Here is a 14,178-nt window from a genome sequence, read left to right as displayed (position 1 = left end):
CCTAGCGCTCTGGCGGCTGCACGGGCTGGACGAGATCCTCCGCGAAGCATGGGAGGCCGGAATCGTCCTGACGGGGTACTCAGCTGGTTCTCTGTGTTGGCACGTCGGCGGTCCGACCCACTCCTTCGGCCCTGACCTTCGGGTGATCAACAACGGCCTGGGCTTCCTGCCCTTCGGCAACGCCGTGCACTACGACTCCGAAGAGAACTGGCGACACGTCCTGCATGGAGCCGTCGCTACAGGTGAACTCCCCACCTCCTACGCCACGGACAACGGCGTCGCGCTGATCTACGAAGACACCGACCTCGCCGACGTCATCTCCGACCATGAAGGACCATCGGCCTACCGAGTCGAACGTGTCAATGGGGCCGCCGTCGAGACGCGCCTTGCTGCCCGCGTCATCGCCTGAGAACGTGGACGAGAGGACTCGCCGCCGCGCTGATGACCGCTGCCCGTTGACTGACAGCTCAGCGTCACCGGTTGGGCAGGAACTGAGCGAGGACCGTTGCGTCGTGGTCGAGGAGTTCCACGACGGCGACGCTGCTCGCCGTAGTCGCCCTCCGCGGCTGTCACCGATGGGCCAAGGGTCAGGTGCGGACGGTATCCATCTCGCCAGTACGCGGGCTCTTCGGCAGCGAACCCGGGCAGTGATTCGAGTTGATCGGCCAGGCGGGCATGCACGCTGACGGCTTGATCTGAGTCCACAAGTCGGACTCGTACGTCGCCATTCGGTCCGAACAGCGCGAGCTCGCCGAAGCGAGCGCCCAGCGGCTCTGAGGTCGGGACCGCTTCGGCGGCGACCGCGACTACCCGGTCAGTGGGTGCAGCGGCGGTGAAGTTCGAGGCGAGAGTGACATGGGCGAGCCACGCCTGGCGACTGATGGTGGTGCCGGCGTCGAGCGGAGCGAATAGCGCGACGACGGCGTAGCTCTTCATGAGCCGACCCTATGGCAGACATTGAGGCACGCTGACCGATCTATCAGCGGGCGCGAGCACAGCAGAATGTTGACATGCGGTTGAGCGATGAGAGCATTTCGGTGCGCATCGCCATACCCGCCGACATCGACGGGATCTTGGACATTCAGCGCCGCTCGCCGGGTCGCTCATCAACTCCCGCGTTCAAGGACTACACCGTGCGCGCCATCAAGGACGCGACTTCGTTGTTCGTCGTCGCGGAGGCTGCCGGCGAGCCCCTCGGTTGGGCGATGACGAAGGCGTTCGCGGATGCCGATGTCGAGGCGCCATCGGGGCACTACCTCATGGGCATCACCGTCGCGCCGGAGTTTCGGCGCCAAGGAGTCGCCACTCAGCTGGTGCGCGCTCGTCTGGACTGGATTCGTGCGCGCGACGACCGGGCGTACTACTTCACGAACGAGCGCAACCTGGCATCGATCGCCCTTCACGCAAGGCTCGGCTTCCGAGAGATCGCCCGAGCGCGCCAATTCCGTCGGGTCACCTTTGACGGCGGAACCGGAATCCTATTCAGCCTCGATCTGCAGACTGCACGCTGATCGACCGGCGCGCGCGGGTAGTTGAGTACTCAGCGGGTTGGCGTTGCCGCAGCGTGGCGAGCATTTTCGAGGCGTCTCGTCAGCCCAGGGGCGATATCTTCCGGCAGCGCGCTGACGGGAAACCAGCGCACGTCCTCGCTCTCCGAACTGGCGGTGATCTCTGCGCCATCGTCAATGAGCGCGACGAAGCCGAGGTCCCAATGCGCATGACAGGCGAACCCGCTGTTCAGCTCGTGCCGGTCGAGGTCGACGATCGCCCCTGAAAGCAGCCGAAGCTCGCTGAGCCCCGATTCCTCGCGCGCTTCGCGCAGAGCCGAGTCCGCCGCGGTCGCATCTTCCGGTTCGATGTGGCCACCGAGCTGGACCCAGAACCGCCCCTTGCCATGGAAACACAGCAGGGTGCGCTCGAGGTCAGGAGTGAAGACGAAGCACGAGGCCGTGACATGCTCAGCGCCGCAGTCACGGCGGACGGACGCGTTGCCAGCATCCCCGACGAAGCCGATGAACGCGTCACGCTCACCCGACGATGGAAGAGCTTTCAACCGCTCGAGCACGTCATCGTGAAGCATCAACCCAGTCTGCACGGTGATCGATCGGCCAGCGGACATCGCCGCAATCACCGTCGAGTCACTGTGTCACAAGGTCGGTCGGGGGCCATGTCGGCCCCGTCACGAGTTGAACGCTCACGTAGGCGGCCGCGACGGCGCCAGCCAGTAATGCGACAGTTATCGCCGTGGCCCTCGCGTTGAGACCTGTGCGGCGTGCGAGCCTTATCGCGCAGATCACGCCAGCGGCGAAAAGCCCGATCATTGGGATCAGGCTGACGGCGATGAATAGCGGAGACCCACCTTCCACATTCGCGGGCACCTGTGGTCCGTAGGCAACCGACGCCTTGCTGTATTCGTCGGCCTGATCTGCGATCACAAAGACCACAAACCGGTACGCGGGCACCATAGCAACACCGGTGGCCAGCAGCACGAGCGCGAGATAGAGGATCGACACGCTCCTCCGCGCGATGGACTCTCGGTCGCCAGACATGCGTTCAGCGTACGAAAGGACCCGACCCGTCCGTCGTTCCGAATGCGCTCGCTGACCGATCCGCTTGCGGGCGGTTCGTCTCGTTGATGGCCGCTGGCGCCCCCGGAGCTGTGACCCATGGCCGACCGGGTGGCGGGGTCAGTCGCGGACCGTCAGCAGCACCTGGAATCCGTCTGGGTCCGAAAACGCCGACGCGTTGCGCTGCCAATATGGGTTAGCCGGCACGACTTCGGAACCTGCGAGGCGCGCCGCGATTCGGTCGAGTTCTGCCTGATCATCGATGTAGAGCACCAAGAGCGTTTCCGGGTCCGCCGTCGGCGCCGGATGCCCGCCGCCCGTCGTGAACTCAAGGTGAGCGCCGGTTCCTGGAAGGTCAAGGAACACGCCGTCGTAACCGTCGTGGTCGTGAAAACTGCCGATCTCGGGAAGACCAACCAGGTCCCGGTAGAACCGCACGACCTCGTCAAGGCGGTCCGTGTGGCGAGCGAAGCGAACCTTCATGCTCCCCATACTTCCCGAACGCGAACTCCGGCACGCGACACCGGAGCTGCACGTTCCTTTGCGCGCAGGCGGATCCGCTCCAGCTACTTCGATCCGTGCGCGCTGTTGGATGCCGCGTGCCGTCGTGGATGGCGGCGCGGGTGGTAGCTGCGTCGGTGACTACGCTCGAATCGGGGCCGTGGCAATAGCCGGGTTGACCGGGTCTCCTTGAAACTCGCGGCACTTCACTTGGAATGAGGACGCGGAGAGGGAAACGCAATGTCGAAAGAGACGAAGTCGCTGACGCTGAACCCGCAGCTGGAGGAGTTTCAGGCCTCACTCATCGCGAAGTACGCTGCGGCGAACCGGACTGCGAAGCGCGGTCAGATCGTCTTCGTCGGCTCCAGCCTGATGGAGATCTTCCCCATCGAGCAGTGGCAGGAGGCGGGCGAGGTCGCCTTCGACACGTACATCTACAACCGCGCCGTGCGGGCGACGACCACAGCGTTCCTGCTGGCGCACATCGACACGCAGATCTTCAACCTGGAGCCGTCGAAGATCTTCATCAACATCGGCACGAACGACATCGGGTTCCAGGTACCGGAGGAGGAGTTCCTGGCCAACGAGCGTGAGATCTTCCGCCAGATCACTCAGCGCCTGCCCGACTGCGAAACGTACGCGCTGCGCTACTACCCGATCAACACGGTCGACTTCCAGAACGACGAGGACGAGAAGACGCTCTTCGCGACCCGCTCAAACGCTGCCTTCCAGGCCGCCTCGGACAAGATCGAGGCGCTCGCACGCGAGTTCGGTCACCACTTCATCGACGTGAACGCGGGCCTGGCCGACGAGCACGGCAACCTGAAGAAAGAGCTGACCTTCGACGGAGCCCACCTCAACCCGGACGGCTACCGAGTGGTACTGGCAAACCTCACGCCCTATCTGTAATCGGCTTCGCCCACTTCCACCGCACCGCGCGCACGCAAGCCGGTTCGCCAGCGGGCAGTTACGATCGGCAATCCAGCGGCCTTGGTTGATCCGCTCGGATGCGCCCGATCAACTCAACCGGTCCTTCATCGACTGGAAGTGGACGCGACTGAGCTCGCTGGCGATCCTGGGGTCGGAGCCGGCGATCGCCTGAAGCAACTGCTTATGTGCTTCGTGGTCGGCGTCGTCACCGTAGCTGCGTCGGACGCGGAGCATCTCCACCATCGCCTGCCTGCTGCGGGGCGTGAAGCCGTCGAACAGCTCGGTCAGGATCGGGTTGTGTGCCGCGAGGACGATGCCGCGGTGGAATGCGGTGTCGGCGTCGACATGCTCTTCGATGGTCGCGGTCTTCGCCTGGCGCTCCGCGAGCGCCTTTCCCAGCGAGCGCAGCTCGGCGGGCGTGCGGCGCTCGGCCGCGAGCGCCGCAGCCTCGGTCTCGATCGCGCTGCGCGCTTCGATCACCGAGAGGATGTCCGCCCGGTGCAGCACCTGGTCCCAGTCCTCGCGGGCGTCGAGCGCGGTGACGAACACCCCGGCGCCCTGCCTCGTTGCGAGCACTCCCCTGCCTGCGAGCTGCCGGATCGCCTCGCGCACCGTGGAGCGCCCCACTCCGAGCTGCGGCGCCAGTGTTGTCTCACCCGGCAGCTTCTCGCCCAGCGCCCATTCGCCCTCGCGGATGCGAGCCAGGAGGAGGCCAGCAGCCTGATCGGCGAGCGGCTCGCGGCGGACCTGGGTCATGCGGACATCCTCTCATCTGCTCTGCTTCTCTACTTGTCTGAGGAGTTGTGCTAGCCTCGCACCGTGTTCATTCATGGGTTCGTTCTTCTTCTTCGCCGCCACGGCGGGGCGTAGCTAGACCGGCTCCCCGACGTGGAGCCGAAACCCCTGCCGGTCGATCACCCCCGCGACGGAAGCAGGAACCAGGACATGAGCAGCACCACCTTCCCCACCATCTCCACGCCCGCCGGCCCGATTCCGGCCGGCGCTCCGGCGTGGAACCCCCAGCGGCACTCGCAGATGCCCTCCCACCGCTACCGCGACGTGTACTCCCGCATCGAGGTGCCGCTGACGCAGCGCGAGTGGCCGAGCAACCGCCTCACCGCCGCGCCGCTGTGGGTCCCCGTCGACCTGCGCGACGGCAACCAGGCCCTCGCCGAGCCGATGGACCCGGCTCGCAAGAGGCGCTTCTTCGAGCTGATGGTCGCAATGGGCTACAAGGAGATCGAGGTCGGCTACCCATCTGCCTCGCAGACCGACTACGACTTCGTCCGGCTCATCGCCGAGACCGACATCGCCCCGGAAGACGTCACGATCGTCGTCTTCACACCGGCCCGCCGGGAACTGATCGAGCGCACGGTCCGGTCCATCCGGGGCATCCGCAACCCCGTCATCATCCATATGTACACGGCCACCGCGCCCACCTGGCGCGACGTCGTGCTCGGCCACGATCGGACGGCGCTGACCGAGCTGATCCTCTCCGGCGGGCGCGACGTGCTTGAGTTCGCCGGGCACCTCGAGAACGTGCGCTTCGAGTTCTCGCCCGAGGTCTTCAACCTCACGGAGCCCGACTACGCGCTCGAGGTCTGCGACGCGATGACCCGGCTGTGGGATGCCACGCCGGAGCGCCCCGTCATCCTGAACCTCCCCGCGACGGTCGAGATCGCGACGCCGAACGTGTACGCCGACCAAATCGAATACATGCACAAGAACCTCGCCCGCCGCGACGCCGTGATCCTCTCGGTGCACCCGCACAACGACCGCGGCACGGGCATCGCCTGCGCCGAGCTCGCCGTGCTCGCCGGCGCCCAGCGCGTCGAGGGCTGCATCTTCGGCAACGGCGAGCGCACCGGCAACGTCGACCTCGCCACCCTCGCCCTCAACCTGCATGCTCAGGGGGTCGACCCGATGATCGACTTCTCCGACATCGACGAGATCCGCCGCACCGTCGAGCACGCCAACCGCATCGAGATCCACCCCCGGCATCCGTACGTCGGCGATCTCGTCCACACCGCATTCAGCGGCACCCACCAGGACGCCATCAAGAAGGGCTTCGCCGAACACCGCGCCCGCGCCACAGCAGAAGGCCGACCCGAGAGCGAGGTCGAGTGGCGCGTTCCCTATCTGCCCATCGATCCTGCCGACCTCGGGCGCAGCTACGACGCCGTCATCCGCGTGAACTCACAATCCGGCAAAGGCGGCATCGCCTACCTGCTCGAGTCCGAGTACGGCGTCGAGCTGCCTCGACGACTGCAGATTGACTTCGCCCGACACGTGCAGCAGCACACGGACGCCAGCGGCGCCGAGCTCACGGCGTCGGACCTCTGGCAGATCTTCCACACCACTTACCTCGAACCCCGCGACACGGCGCGCGCCATCGAGTTGGTCAGCTTCGAAACCAGTGGGGCTTCCACCACAGTCACCCTGCGCGTCGGTGAAAATGAGCGATCGAGCCGACACGACGGCGTCGGCCCGGTCGAGGCCCTCGTCGGTGCGCTCAAGCAGTGCGACATCGATATCGACGTCCTGAGCCTTCACCAGAACCGCCTCGGCCTCAGCGCAGGCGGCGAAGCCATCACGCTCATCGAATACCGCAGTGGGGCGCTCACTGCTTGGGCAGCCGCGATCAGCCCCTCAGCGCTCAACGCGAACCTGCACGCCGTCATCGCGGCGGCGCATCGCGCAGACTGTGCAGTCGACAGCGGCGTTCGGCCGTCGGAGTCGTTCACCGCTGGATCGTGACGGACCAATTCGTCTCGGAAGATCGTGAGGCCGCCGACCGCCTATCGGGACGCCAATTTGGCTTCGGAGGCTCAGCTCTGCGCGGTGGGTCGGACGATGACTTCGCCGACGTCGACGCCGGCGGGCTGCTCGATGGCGAACGCCACAGCGCGCGCGATTGCCTCGGGCGGCATCGCGATCGCATCGCGTTGCTCGATGAGTGCCGCAGCTACTTCGGCGCTCGCACCGACTCCCACGCCCTCCGTGTTGGTGAATCCCGGGGTGACGACCGTGACGCGGAGCAACGGACCTGCCTCTTGGCGCAACCCTTCGGAGAGGGCGCGAACTGCGATCTTCGTGGCCGCGTAGACGCCCTGCGTCGGGACGATCCGGTGCGCTGCGGTGGAGGCGGTGTGGATGAAGTGACCGGAGCCCTGAGCTCGGAAGACCGGCAGCGCTGCTGCGATCCCATTGAGGACCCCGGTCAGGTTCACGTCGATCATCTGCTGCCAGTCGTCGACCCGGATCTCGTCGAACGGCGAGATCGCCATGCTGCCGGCGTTGGAGAACAGCACGTCGAGTTGTCCGGACTGCTCCACGGCAGCGCTGACGAACCGCTCGAGGTCATCTCGACGGCGGACGTCGATGGGGACCGCGATCGCCCGCCCGCCTGACTGCGTGATCTCCTCGACCAACGACTCGAGACGGTCTACCCGACGAGCCCCAAGGACGAGGTTCGCTCCTGCGTGTGCGAGGTGACGAGCGGTCGCTGCGCCGATGCCGCTCGAAGCGCCCGTGATCGCGATGGTCTTGCCCGAAATGCCGTTCAACGTGGTTCCTCCAGTTAGTCTGAGCGGACAGCTGTCCACCTACCCAGGAGCTTACCGGACACATGTCCACTTCGTCGAGTCGTCCGACCCCCGCGCTCCGTGCGGACGCCCAACAAAACCGCGAACGCATCGTCGCGATCGCGCGTGATGCCTTCGCCGCCGACGGGTCCGCAACGATGCAGTCCATCGCCCGCGCGGCAGGAGTGGGGCAAGGGACCCTCTACCGTCGGTTCCCCACACGCGAAGCACTCCTGGTCGAGGTGTACCGGGAGGACTTCGACAAACTCACGAGGTCAGCTTCGGAGTTGCTCGAGGAGCACCCACCGATCGAGGCACTTCGCCGCTGGTTCGATGCGCTCGCGTCATTCGGGCACATGAAACACGCGCTCTCCGACGTCCTGGACGCGGTGACGCGAGCGGAACTTCATGACGAACAGTACGACCGCATCCTCGCCGCAGTGGCCGAGTTGCTCGACGCTGGGAAGGCGAGCGGTGAAGTACGCGTCGACATCGAACCCGACGAAGTCTTCCCGCTCCTCAGCTTCCTCTGGCACGTCGCCCCGCAGACCGAGGCACGCACCAACCACCTCCTCGACCTCGTCGTCGACGCGTTGCGCGAACCGCGACGCTGAAGCCCGCAGCCCCGGTCAAGAGTCCCTTGCGGGCGCTCGTCGCCGGCTCGGTCGGGTCAGTAGTGGTCGCGTCGGGCTTCCGGCAGCACGACCGCTGAGGGACCGGCTTACACGCAGCGGGGGATCGGGCTCCGGCTGCGGCGCCGATGAGCGAGGATCGAGTCATGCGCCGATCGAGAGTTCATGTGCTCGGAGCCGCTGGCAGTGGCACCACGACGCTGGGGCGGGCGCTCGCCGATCACTGGTCCGTTCCCCACGCGGACGCCGACGACTACTTCTGGATGCCGACGAACCCACCGTTCGTCGAGAAACGCCCAGAAGAGCAGCGACTGTCTCTCATGCGCGAGGTTTTTCTCCCGAGGGAGGCCTGGGTCTTGTCAGGCTCGATGGTCGGGTGGGGCGAGAGCGTCGTCGCGCAGTGCGACGCCGTGGTCTTCTTGACCCTTGACCCTGATGAGCGTCTGCGGCGCTTGGAAGCCAGGGAAGTCCGGCGCCGCGGTGGCAAGGCCTTCGACAAGATGGCCTGGTCTGAGTTCCTGGACTGGGCCCGTGGGTACGACGACCCGGCGTTCGGCGGCAGAAGTCGTGCTGCTCATGAGGCCTGGCTGAGCGAACTCGACCTGCCCGTCCTTCGCCTGAGCAGCACGAGCAGCGTCGCAGAACTCCGCGACGCGGTATTGGGTTGGGAACCCTGACAACGGTGACGGGGTCTTCCCTCGCGGCGTAGCGATCTGCCACGGTGAGCGCACGAGATCGGAGTCCGATGACCTCGTGACCACGAGACGCCCGCGGCTCTGCGCGCCCGTCGCGCGGCGATCACAGGGTCGTGGTCAGGACACCGCCGTCGGCGCGCAAAGCGGCTCCGTTGGTGGCTGACGAGCGCGCGCTGGCGAGGTAGGCGACGAGGTCCGCGATCTCGGCGGGGTCGATGAAGCGCTCGAGCAGGGTCGTCTGGTTCTGGCCGATGATGACCGCCTTCATTGCGTCGACCGAGAGGCCCTGTGACCCGGCGATCTCTTCGACGGTCGACGCGACGCCGTCGGAGTAGGTCGGGCCGCCGAGCACGCTGTTGACGGTGACGCCCGTGCCTCAGGTGAGTTTCGCCAGACCATTGCCGAGCGCGATCATCGCAGCCTTGGTGGTGCCGTAGTGGATCATGTCGGCCGGCACGTTCACCCCCGACTCGCTGGAGATGAAGACGACACGGCCCCAGTCGCGCTGAAGCATGCCGGGCAGCAGCGCCCGCGCGAGGCGCACCCCGCTCATGACGTTCACCTCGAAGTAGCGCCGCCAGTCCGCGTCGTCGATGTCGGCGAACGCTGCGAGCCCGAAGAGGCCGGCGTTGTTGATGAGGATGTCGATGTCGAAGGCCCGCACCTCGTCGAGCAGGCGGGCGACGTCTTCCGGCTTCGCGAGATCCGCCGCCAGCCCTGACGCGCGCACGCCCGGGTGCTCGGCCCGCAGCCTCTCGAGCGCCGCGTCGACGCCGGCCTGCGTCCTGCCGTTGACGACGACCTGGGCGCCTTCGGCGGCGAGCGCGGATGCGATCGCGTAACCGATCCCGCGGGTCGAGCCACTGATGAAAGCCGTTCGCCCCGACAGCCCCAGGTCCATTCCTCGTCCAGATCCCGGCGCTGCGAACGCCGAAGTTGACTTGCGCAGGAAAGTAAAACTAGGCGAATTCAGTTTCCTGAGCAAGTCAAAACCAGTTCTGTGGGATAGCGTGCACGCATGCCTGAATCACACGAGAGCGCGCAGAAGGAGCTGACGAGGCTGGAGATCTGGTCCTCCATCGCGACGTTGCTCGAGCGGCTCCCGACTGCGCTCGACGCTCAGCTGCAGCGCGACAGCGGGATCACCCACTTCGAGTACGGCGTCCTCTACGCCCTCGACACGGCGCCGCAGCGAACCCTGCGCTTGAGCACTCTTGCCGGGTACGCCAGCTGCACCCTGTCCCGCCTGTCACGTGCGATCTCGCGCCTCGAGGGCCGCGGCTGGGTGAAGCGCGCCATCGACCCGAGCGACGGCCGCTTCACGCTCGCGACCCTCACCGATGACGGGCATGCGAAGGTCGCCCAGACGGCCCCCGGCCACGAGGCACTCGTCGACCGTCTCGTGTTCCAGGCGCTCACCCCCACCCAGGCGCGGCAGCTGGGTATCGCGAGCCGGCGGATCTCCGCAGCCATCGGGCCGGAGCCGAGCTGGGTCCCCAACGCCGAAATCCAAAACCGGTCGTTGTCGGCACGCTGATCTGACGTTCGTCAGCGCTCGCCCGCGACCCGCCTGCGGCGGTGCGGTGCGACGGCTACAGCTCGACGACCTCGAACTCGAGCAGGCTCGCGCCGGTGGCCACGGGGCGCGGGCCGGACTCGGCGCCGCCATGATGCGCCGCCGCCGCACCGTTCTCGCGCCAGGCCTGGAAGGACGCCTCGTCGGCCCACGTGGTGACGACGAAGTAGCGGGTCTCGCCCGAGACGGGCCGCAGCAGCTGGAACCCTTCGAAGCCGGGGGCCGAGTCGACGGCGTGCTTGCGCGCGGCGAAGCGCGACTCGAGCTCGGGGTCGGCGTTCTCGGGCACCTCGATGGCATTGATCTTCACGACAGACATGAGGCCATCCTCGCGGCGGAAGCTGTGGGCCGGGTCTCCATTCGGCTGCGCCGAGTCGACCCGCGCAGCGGCCTCCATTCGGCTGCGCCGAGTCGACCCGCGGGGCGCACGCTGGTCGACTCGCCGCCTGCGACGAATGGAGACCGAGCTGCGTGCGCGTAACCGCAGGTCACACAGCGGGCCGCTTCCGGCCGGCGGGGCCAAGATCGAGGCACCATGGGAAACACCGAGTGGGGCTTTTCGACCGAGCAGGTGCACGCCGGCATCCGACCAGACGGCGGCCACGGCGCGCGCATCACGCCGGTCTACCTGAGCAACGGCTTCCTGTTCGACGACTTCGAGCAGGCGCGCGAGCGGTTCGCGGGCGAGACCGAGGGCTACTACTACACGCGCTACGGCAACCCCACGATCGCGGCCGTCGAGCGCAAGCTCGCGGGCCTCGAGCACGGCGCCGACGCCCTCGCGGTCGCAAGCGGCCAAGCCGCCCTGACGATCGCGTTCCTCACGCTGCTGCAGCAGGGCGACCACGTCGTCTCGGCCCGCTCGATCTACGAGGGCACCCGCGGCCTGCTGCGCGAGGACTTCGCGCGCTTCGGCATCACCGCCACCTTCGTGAAGGACCCGAACGACGCCGATTCGCTGCGCGACGCATTCCGGCCGAACACCAGGGCCGTCTTCATCGAGTCGATCCCGAACCCCCGCAACGACGTCCCCGATCTCGAGCTCGTCTCGGCCATCGCGCACGAGCACGGGGTGCCCGTCATCGTCGACAACACGCTCGGCACGCCGTTCCACGTGCGCCCGATCGAGCACGGGGCCGACCTCGTCGTGCACTCCACGAGCAAGTTCCTCTCGGGCCACGGCTCGGCGATCGGGGGAGCGATCGTGGACTCGGGAAGCGAGTATCTGAAGGATGCCCGCGCCGACGGCCACACCGTCACGAACGAGACGTTCACGCAGAAGGCCCGCAGCCTCGCCGGCCGCTTCGGCCCGACGCTCTCGCCGTTCAACGCCTTCCTGCTGCAGCACGGCATCGAGACGCTCTCACTGCGCATGCGGCAGCAGTCGGGCAACGCGCTCGAGATCGCACGGTGGCTCGAGGCGAGCCCGGCGGTGGCATCCGTCGACTACAGCGGGCTGGAATCGAACGCGCATCACGCGAACGCCGAGCGTTACTTGCGCGGCGGCTACGGCGCCGTCTTCGCCTTCACCCTGAAGGGCGGCCTGCCGGCCGCGCAGGCGCTCATCAACCGGGTGACGCTGTGGAGCCGCATGACGCATCTCGGCGACGTGCGCTCGCTGATCCTGCACCCCGCGTCGACGACGCACATCCATCTCACGGCCGACGAGCTCGCCGAGATCGGCATCGGGCCCGGCACGATCCGGGTTTCCGTGGGCATCGAGGATGCCGCAGACCTGATCGCCGACCTCGAGCAGGCGCTCGCGGCCCCCGCGGCGTAGGCCGCGAGGTAGGAAGGACACCATGACGCGACTGCAGCACTTCGGCTGGTTCTTCTCGCGCGGCTTCGGGCCGCAGGCGTGGGGGCGCGCGGACTACCACTGGGGCTACGACTGGTTCCGGCCAGAGCTCTATGTGCACGCCGTGCAGCAGCTCGAGCAGGCCGGCCTCGACCTCGTGATCCTCGAGGACGCGCTCTCGATCGGGAATCCCTCGACCATCGATCTGCGCACCCGCCAGGCCTACGGCGGCCCCAAGCACGACCCGCTGCTGCTCGTGCCGTACCTGCTCAACGCGACCAGGCACCTCGGCTTCACCCCGACCATCAACCCGGTCGCGACGCCGCCCTATCTGGCGGCCCGTCAGGCGGCGACGCTGCACCACCTGAGCGGCGGGCGGTACGGCATGAACGTGGTGACGGATGTCGCGTCGAGCCGCCACTTCGGCGCCGAGCCGCTGCCGCACGACCGCGCCTACGATCGCGCCTCCGAGTGGCTCGCCGTCGTGAAGAAGCTCTGGCACTCGTGGGGCGAGGGCGCATTCGTGAACGACACCGAGAGCTGGCACTTCGCCGACGGCGCGAAGATCGACGCGTTCCGGCACACGGGGGAGTACTACGACGTGACGGGGCCGCTCAACGCGATCCCCTTCGACGACGGCGACCCGGTCGTCGTCTCGCCCGGCGGCAGCCCGAGGGGCATCGCCTTCGCCGGCGCGAACTCCGAAGTGCAGCTCGCGCTCGCGCCGCTCGACGTGTCGTCGGTGGCGGGCTACCGCCAGCGCGTGATCGACGCCGCGAGGGATGCCGGGCGCTCGGCCGCGTCGATAAAGACGCTCTTCGTCTTCAAGCCAGAGATCGTCGCCAGCAAGGAAGAGGTCGACCGGGTCGTCGCCGCGAGCGAGAACCCGAGCGACGCCGAGCTGCACGCCATCCTGCTCGGGCAGTCGAGCGATCTCGAGACCGACCTGACCGGCCTCGACTGGGACAAGCCGATCGACCCCGACGCGATCTTCGGCGACCACGTCTCGCGCGGCTCGATCAAGGGCCTGCTCGCGGGGGCGTCGTCGTTCGAAGAGCACACCCTGCGCGAGCTGCTGCGGCGGCACGCCCGCAAGGGCCGCGCCGCAGACCGCGCCGGCTGGGTCGGCACCGCCCAGGACATCGCCGACTACATCGAGGAGTTCGGCGAGGTCGCCGACAACGACGGCTTCATCTTCTCGGGCGACCTGCACCCGACGACCGTGCACCGCTTCCTCGACCAGCTGGTGCCCGAGCTGCGCGGTCGCGGCCTGCTGCGCACCGAGTACGGCGACGGAAACCTGCGCGCGAACCTGACGGAGTTCTGAGCGGGCCGGGGCAGTCCCCGCGCGCCGCCGCACCCGGTCGCCCACCCCGCGCGCCCTCACTGCGGGTTCCTGGGCTTCCTTAACGGATTCTTCGACCTGCCCTGGTTCTCTGCCCGGTATGAGCACCGCCCTGTGGGTCGCCCGCCCGCCCCGTGCGCACGAGTTCCAGCTGCGCAGCCGGCTGCGCACGCCCGCCGTCACGGTCCCGGCCGGCGCGGGCGCGCTCGCGACGCTCGTCACCGCCCTGGGGTCCTGGATTCCGTCGTTGTGGGGCGACGAGGCGGCCTCGGCGCTGTCGGCGCAGCGGTCGTTGCCGTCGTTCCTGCACGAGGTGACGCATGTCGACGCCGTGCACGCCGTCTACTACGCCGCGCTGCACGTGTGGGTCGCGCTCTTCGGCGCGAGCGCGTTCTCGCTGCGATTCCCCTCGGCCATCGCGACCGGCGTCACGGTCGCCGGCCTGATCGTGCTCAGCCGCATGTTCACCGCGAGCTGGCGGCTGCCGATCCTCGCGGCGGTGCTCGCCGTCGCCCTGCCGCGACTCGACTTCGCGGGCATCGAGGCGCGC

Annotated in this window: 16 protein-coding genes and 2 pseudogenes; 10 read left to right on the top strand and 8 right to left on the bottom strand. The window is 67.6% G+C overall.

Features of this window, described 5'->3' with window-relative positions:
• A partial coding sequence (locus tag ACM2XV_RS06810) for a Type 1 glutamine amidotransferase-like domain-containing protein (protein ID WP_487026382.1) occupies positions 1–409 on the top strand: 409 nt, incomplete at its 5' end.
• Here ACM2XV_RS06810 and ACM2XV_RS06805 read toward each other — a convergent pair.
• On the bottom strand, positions 343–936 hold the full coding sequence (locus ACM2XV_RS06805) for a 2'-5' RNA ligase family protein (RefSeq protein WP_487026381.1): 594 nt from the start codon (positions 934–936) through the stop codon (positions 343–345). The genes ACM2XV_RS06810 and ACM2XV_RS06805 overlap by 67 nt on opposite strands.
• A gap of 74 nt (positions 937–1,010) precedes the next feature.
• On the opposite strand from ACM2XV_RS06805, the gene ACM2XV_RS06800 reads away from it, so the two are divergent.
• Positions 1,011–1,511: a GNAT family N-acetyltransferase gene (locus tag ACM2XV_RS06800; protein ID WP_487026380.1), complete on the top strand. Its 501-nt coding sequence runs from the start codon at positions 1,011–1,013 to the stop codon at positions 1,509–1,511.
• Between the two features lie 29 nt (positions 1,512–1,540).
• Here the strand turns inward: ACM2XV_RS06800 and ACM2XV_RS06795 are convergent, their stop codons facing one another.
• The 3 genes from ACM2XV_RS06795 to ACM2XV_RS06785 all read right to left on the bottom strand — a co-directional run bounded on the left by ACM2XV_RS06795 (position 1,541) and on the right by ACM2XV_RS06785 (position 3,050).
• The gene (locus ACM2XV_RS06795) at positions 1,541–2,080 is read right to left on the bottom strand and encodes an NUDIX hydrolase (RefSeq protein ID WP_487026379.1); all 540 of its coding nucleotides are present in this window, start codon (positions 2,078–2,080) and stop codon (positions 1,541–1,543) included.
• A 58-nt stretch (positions 2,081–2,138) separates the two neighbouring features.
• Positions 2,139–2,549, bottom strand: a complete 411-nt coding sequence (locus ACM2XV_RS06790; protein WP_487026378.1) for a hypothetical protein — start codon at positions 2,547–2,549, stop codon at positions 2,139–2,141.
• A gap of 138 nt (positions 2,550–2,687) precedes the next feature.
• The gene (locus tag ACM2XV_RS06785; RefSeq protein ID WP_487026377.1) at positions 2,688–3,050 is read right to left on the bottom strand and encodes a VOC family protein; all 363 of its coding nucleotides are present in this window, start codon (positions 3,048–3,050) and stop codon (positions 2,688–2,690) included.
• Positions 3,051–3,308: 258 nt separating this feature from the next.
• Here ACM2XV_RS06785 and ACM2XV_RS06780 point away from each other — a divergent pair, with 258 nt between their 5' ends.
• Positions 3,309–3,977 (top strand): SGNH/GDSL hydrolase family protein, encoded by a 669-nt coding sequence (locus tag ACM2XV_RS06780; RefSeq protein WP_487026376.1) that lies wholly within the window; start codon positions 3,309–3,311, stop codon positions 3,975–3,977.
• A 108-nt stretch (positions 3,978–4,085) separates the two neighbouring features.
• Here ACM2XV_RS06780 and ACM2XV_RS06775 read toward each other — a convergent pair whose 3' ends face one another.
• Positions 4,086–4,754 (bottom strand): FadR/GntR family transcriptional regulator, encoded by a 669-nt coding sequence (locus ACM2XV_RS06775; RefSeq protein ID WP_487026375.1) that lies wholly within the window; start codon positions 4,752–4,754, stop codon positions 4,086–4,088.
• 189 nt (positions 4,755–4,943) lie between these two features.
• Here ACM2XV_RS06775 and ACM2XV_RS06770 point away from each other — a divergent pair, with 189 nt between their 5' ends.
• The gene (locus ACM2XV_RS06770; protein ID WP_487026374.1) at positions 4,944–6,755 is read left to right on the top strand and encodes a 2-isopropylmalate synthase; all 1,812 of its coding nucleotides are present in this window, start codon (positions 4,944–4,946) and stop codon (positions 6,753–6,755) included.
• Positions 6,756–6,826: 71 nt separating this feature from the next.
• Here the strand turns inward: ACM2XV_RS06770 and ACM2XV_RS06765 are convergent, their stop codons facing one another.
• On the bottom strand, positions 6,827–7,603 hold the full coding sequence (locus ACM2XV_RS06765; protein WP_487026373.1) for an SDR family oxidoreductase: 777 nt from the start codon (positions 7,601–7,603) through the stop codon (positions 6,827–6,829).
• 23 nt (positions 7,604–7,626) lie between these two features.
• Between ACM2XV_RS06765 and ACM2XV_RS06760 the strand changes: the two genes are divergently transcribed.
• Together ACM2XV_RS06760 and ACM2XV_RS06755 are read left to right on the top strand one after the other, a co-directional pair.
• Positions 7,627–8,196 (top strand): TetR/AcrR family transcriptional regulator, encoded by a 570-nt coding sequence (locus tag ACM2XV_RS06760; RefSeq protein ID WP_487026372.1) that lies wholly within the window; start codon positions 7,627–7,629, stop codon positions 8,194–8,196.
• A gap of 164 nt (positions 8,197–8,360) precedes the next feature.
• On the top strand, positions 8,361–8,891 hold the full coding sequence (locus tag ACM2XV_RS06755) for an AAA family ATPase (RefSeq protein WP_487026371.1): 531 nt from the start codon (positions 8,361–8,363) through the stop codon (positions 8,889–8,891).
• 121 nt (positions 8,892–9,012) lie between these two features.
• On the opposite strand, the pseudogene ACM2XV_RS06750 reads toward ACM2XV_RS06755, so the two are convergent.
• A pseudogene (locus ACM2XV_RS06750) lies at positions 9,013–9,810 on the bottom strand (SDR family NAD(P)-dependent oxidoreductase).
• Positions 9,811–9,927: 117 nt separating this feature from the next.
• Here ACM2XV_RS06750 and ACM2XV_RS06745 point away from each other — a divergent pair.
• Positions 9,928–10,446, top strand: coding sequence for a MarR family winged helix-turn-helix transcriptional regulator (locus ACM2XV_RS06745; RefSeq protein WP_487026370.1), 519 nt, complete (start codon positions 9,928–9,930; stop codon positions 10,444–10,446).
• Between the two features lie 55 nt (positions 10,447–10,501).
• Here the strand turns inward: ACM2XV_RS06745 and ACM2XV_RS06740 are convergent, their stop codons facing one another.
• A complete protein-coding gene (locus tag ACM2XV_RS06740) occupies positions 10,502–10,804 on the bottom strand; it encodes an antibiotic biosynthesis monooxygenase family protein (RefSeq protein ID WP_487026369.1) in 303 nt (100 codons plus the stop codon).
• Between the two features lie 216 nt (positions 10,805–11,020).
• Here ACM2XV_RS06740 and ACM2XV_RS06735 point away from each other — a divergent pair, with 216 nt between their 5' ends.
• From ACM2XV_RS06735 to ACM2XV_RS06725, 3 genes and pseudogenes are all read left to right on the top strand, one after another.
• Positions 11,021–12,265, top strand: coding sequence for an O-acetylhomoserine aminocarboxypropyltransferase/cysteine synthase family protein (locus ACM2XV_RS06735; protein WP_487026368.1), 1,245 nt, complete (start codon positions 11,021–11,023; stop codon positions 12,263–12,265).
• Positions 12,266–12,287: 22 nt separating this feature from the next.
• Positions 12,288–13,610, top strand: coding sequence for an LLM class flavin-dependent oxidoreductase (locus ACM2XV_RS06730; protein ID WP_487026367.1), 1,323 nt, complete (start codon positions 12,288–12,290; stop codon positions 13,608–13,610).
• Positions 13,611–13,728: 118 nt separating this feature from the next.
• A pseudogene (locus tag ACM2XV_RS06725) lies at positions 13,729–14,178 on the top strand (hypothetical protein); the annotation flags it as partial.

Source organism: Gryllotalpicola sp. CP2-P1 (assembly GCF_057512245.1).
The sequence above is the reverse complement of the archived record's forward strand: the minus strand, read 5'-3'. Positions and strand labels throughout refer to the sequence as shown.

What these genes read in the sequence shown, in the direction of transcription:
- ACM2XV_RS06805 (WP_487026381.1), bottom strand. Translation starts at nt 936, where the DNA reads ATGAAGAGCTACGCCGTCGTCGCGCTATTCGCTCCGCTCGACGCCGGC.
- ACM2XV_RS06800 (WP_487026380.1), top strand. Translation starts at nt 1,011, where the DNA reads ATGCGGTTGAGCGATGAGAGCATTTCGGTGCGCATCGCCATACCCGCC.
- ACM2XV_RS06795 (WP_487026379.1), bottom strand. Translation starts at nt 2,080, where the DNA reads ATGCTTCACGATGACGTGCTCGAGCGGTTGAAAGCTCTTCCATCGTCG.
- ACM2XV_RS06790 (WP_487026378.1), bottom strand. Translation starts at nt 2,549, where the DNA reads ATGTCTGGCGACCGAGAGTCCATCGCGCGGAGGAGCGTGTCGATCCTC.
- ACM2XV_RS06785 (WP_487026377.1), bottom strand. Translation starts at nt 3,050, where the DNA reads ATGAAGGTTCGCTTCGCTCGCCACACGGACCGCCTTGACGAGGTCGTG.
- ACM2XV_RS06780 (WP_487026376.1), top strand. Translation starts at nt 3,309, where the DNA reads ATGTCGAAAGAGACGAAGTCGCTGACGCTGAACCCGCAGCTGGAGGAG.
- ACM2XV_RS06775 (WP_487026375.1), bottom strand. Translation starts at nt 4,754, where the DNA reads ATGACCCAGGTCCGCCGCGAGCCGCTCGCCGATCAGGCTGCTGGCCTC.
- ACM2XV_RS06770 (WP_487026374.1), top strand. Translation starts at nt 4,944, where the DNA reads ATGAGCAGCACCACCTTCCCCACCATCTCCACGCCCGCCGGCCCGATT.
- ACM2XV_RS06760 (WP_487026372.1), top strand. Translation starts at nt 7,627, where the DNA reads ATGTCCACTTCGTCGAGTCGTCCGACCCCCGCGCTCCGTGCGGACGCC.
- ACM2XV_RS06755 (WP_487026371.1), top strand. Translation starts at nt 8,361, where the DNA reads ATGCGCCGATCGAGAGTTCATGTGCTCGGAGCCGCTGGCAGTGGCACC.
- ACM2XV_RS06745 (WP_487026370.1), top strand. Translation starts at nt 9,928, where the DNA reads ATGCCTGAATCACACGAGAGCGCGCAGAAGGAGCTGACGAGGCTGGAG.
- ACM2XV_RS06740 (WP_487026369.1), bottom strand. Translation starts at nt 10,804, where the DNA reads ATGTCTGTCGTGAAGATCAATGCCATCGAGGTGCCCGAGAACGCCGAC.
- ACM2XV_RS06735 (WP_487026368.1), top strand. Translation starts at nt 11,021, where the DNA reads ATGGGAAACACCGAGTGGGGCTTTTCGACCGAGCAGGTGCACGCCGGC.
- ACM2XV_RS06730 (WP_487026367.1), top strand. Translation starts at nt 12,288, where the DNA reads ATGACGCGACTGCAGCACTTCGGCTGGTTCTTCTCGCGCGGCTTCGGG.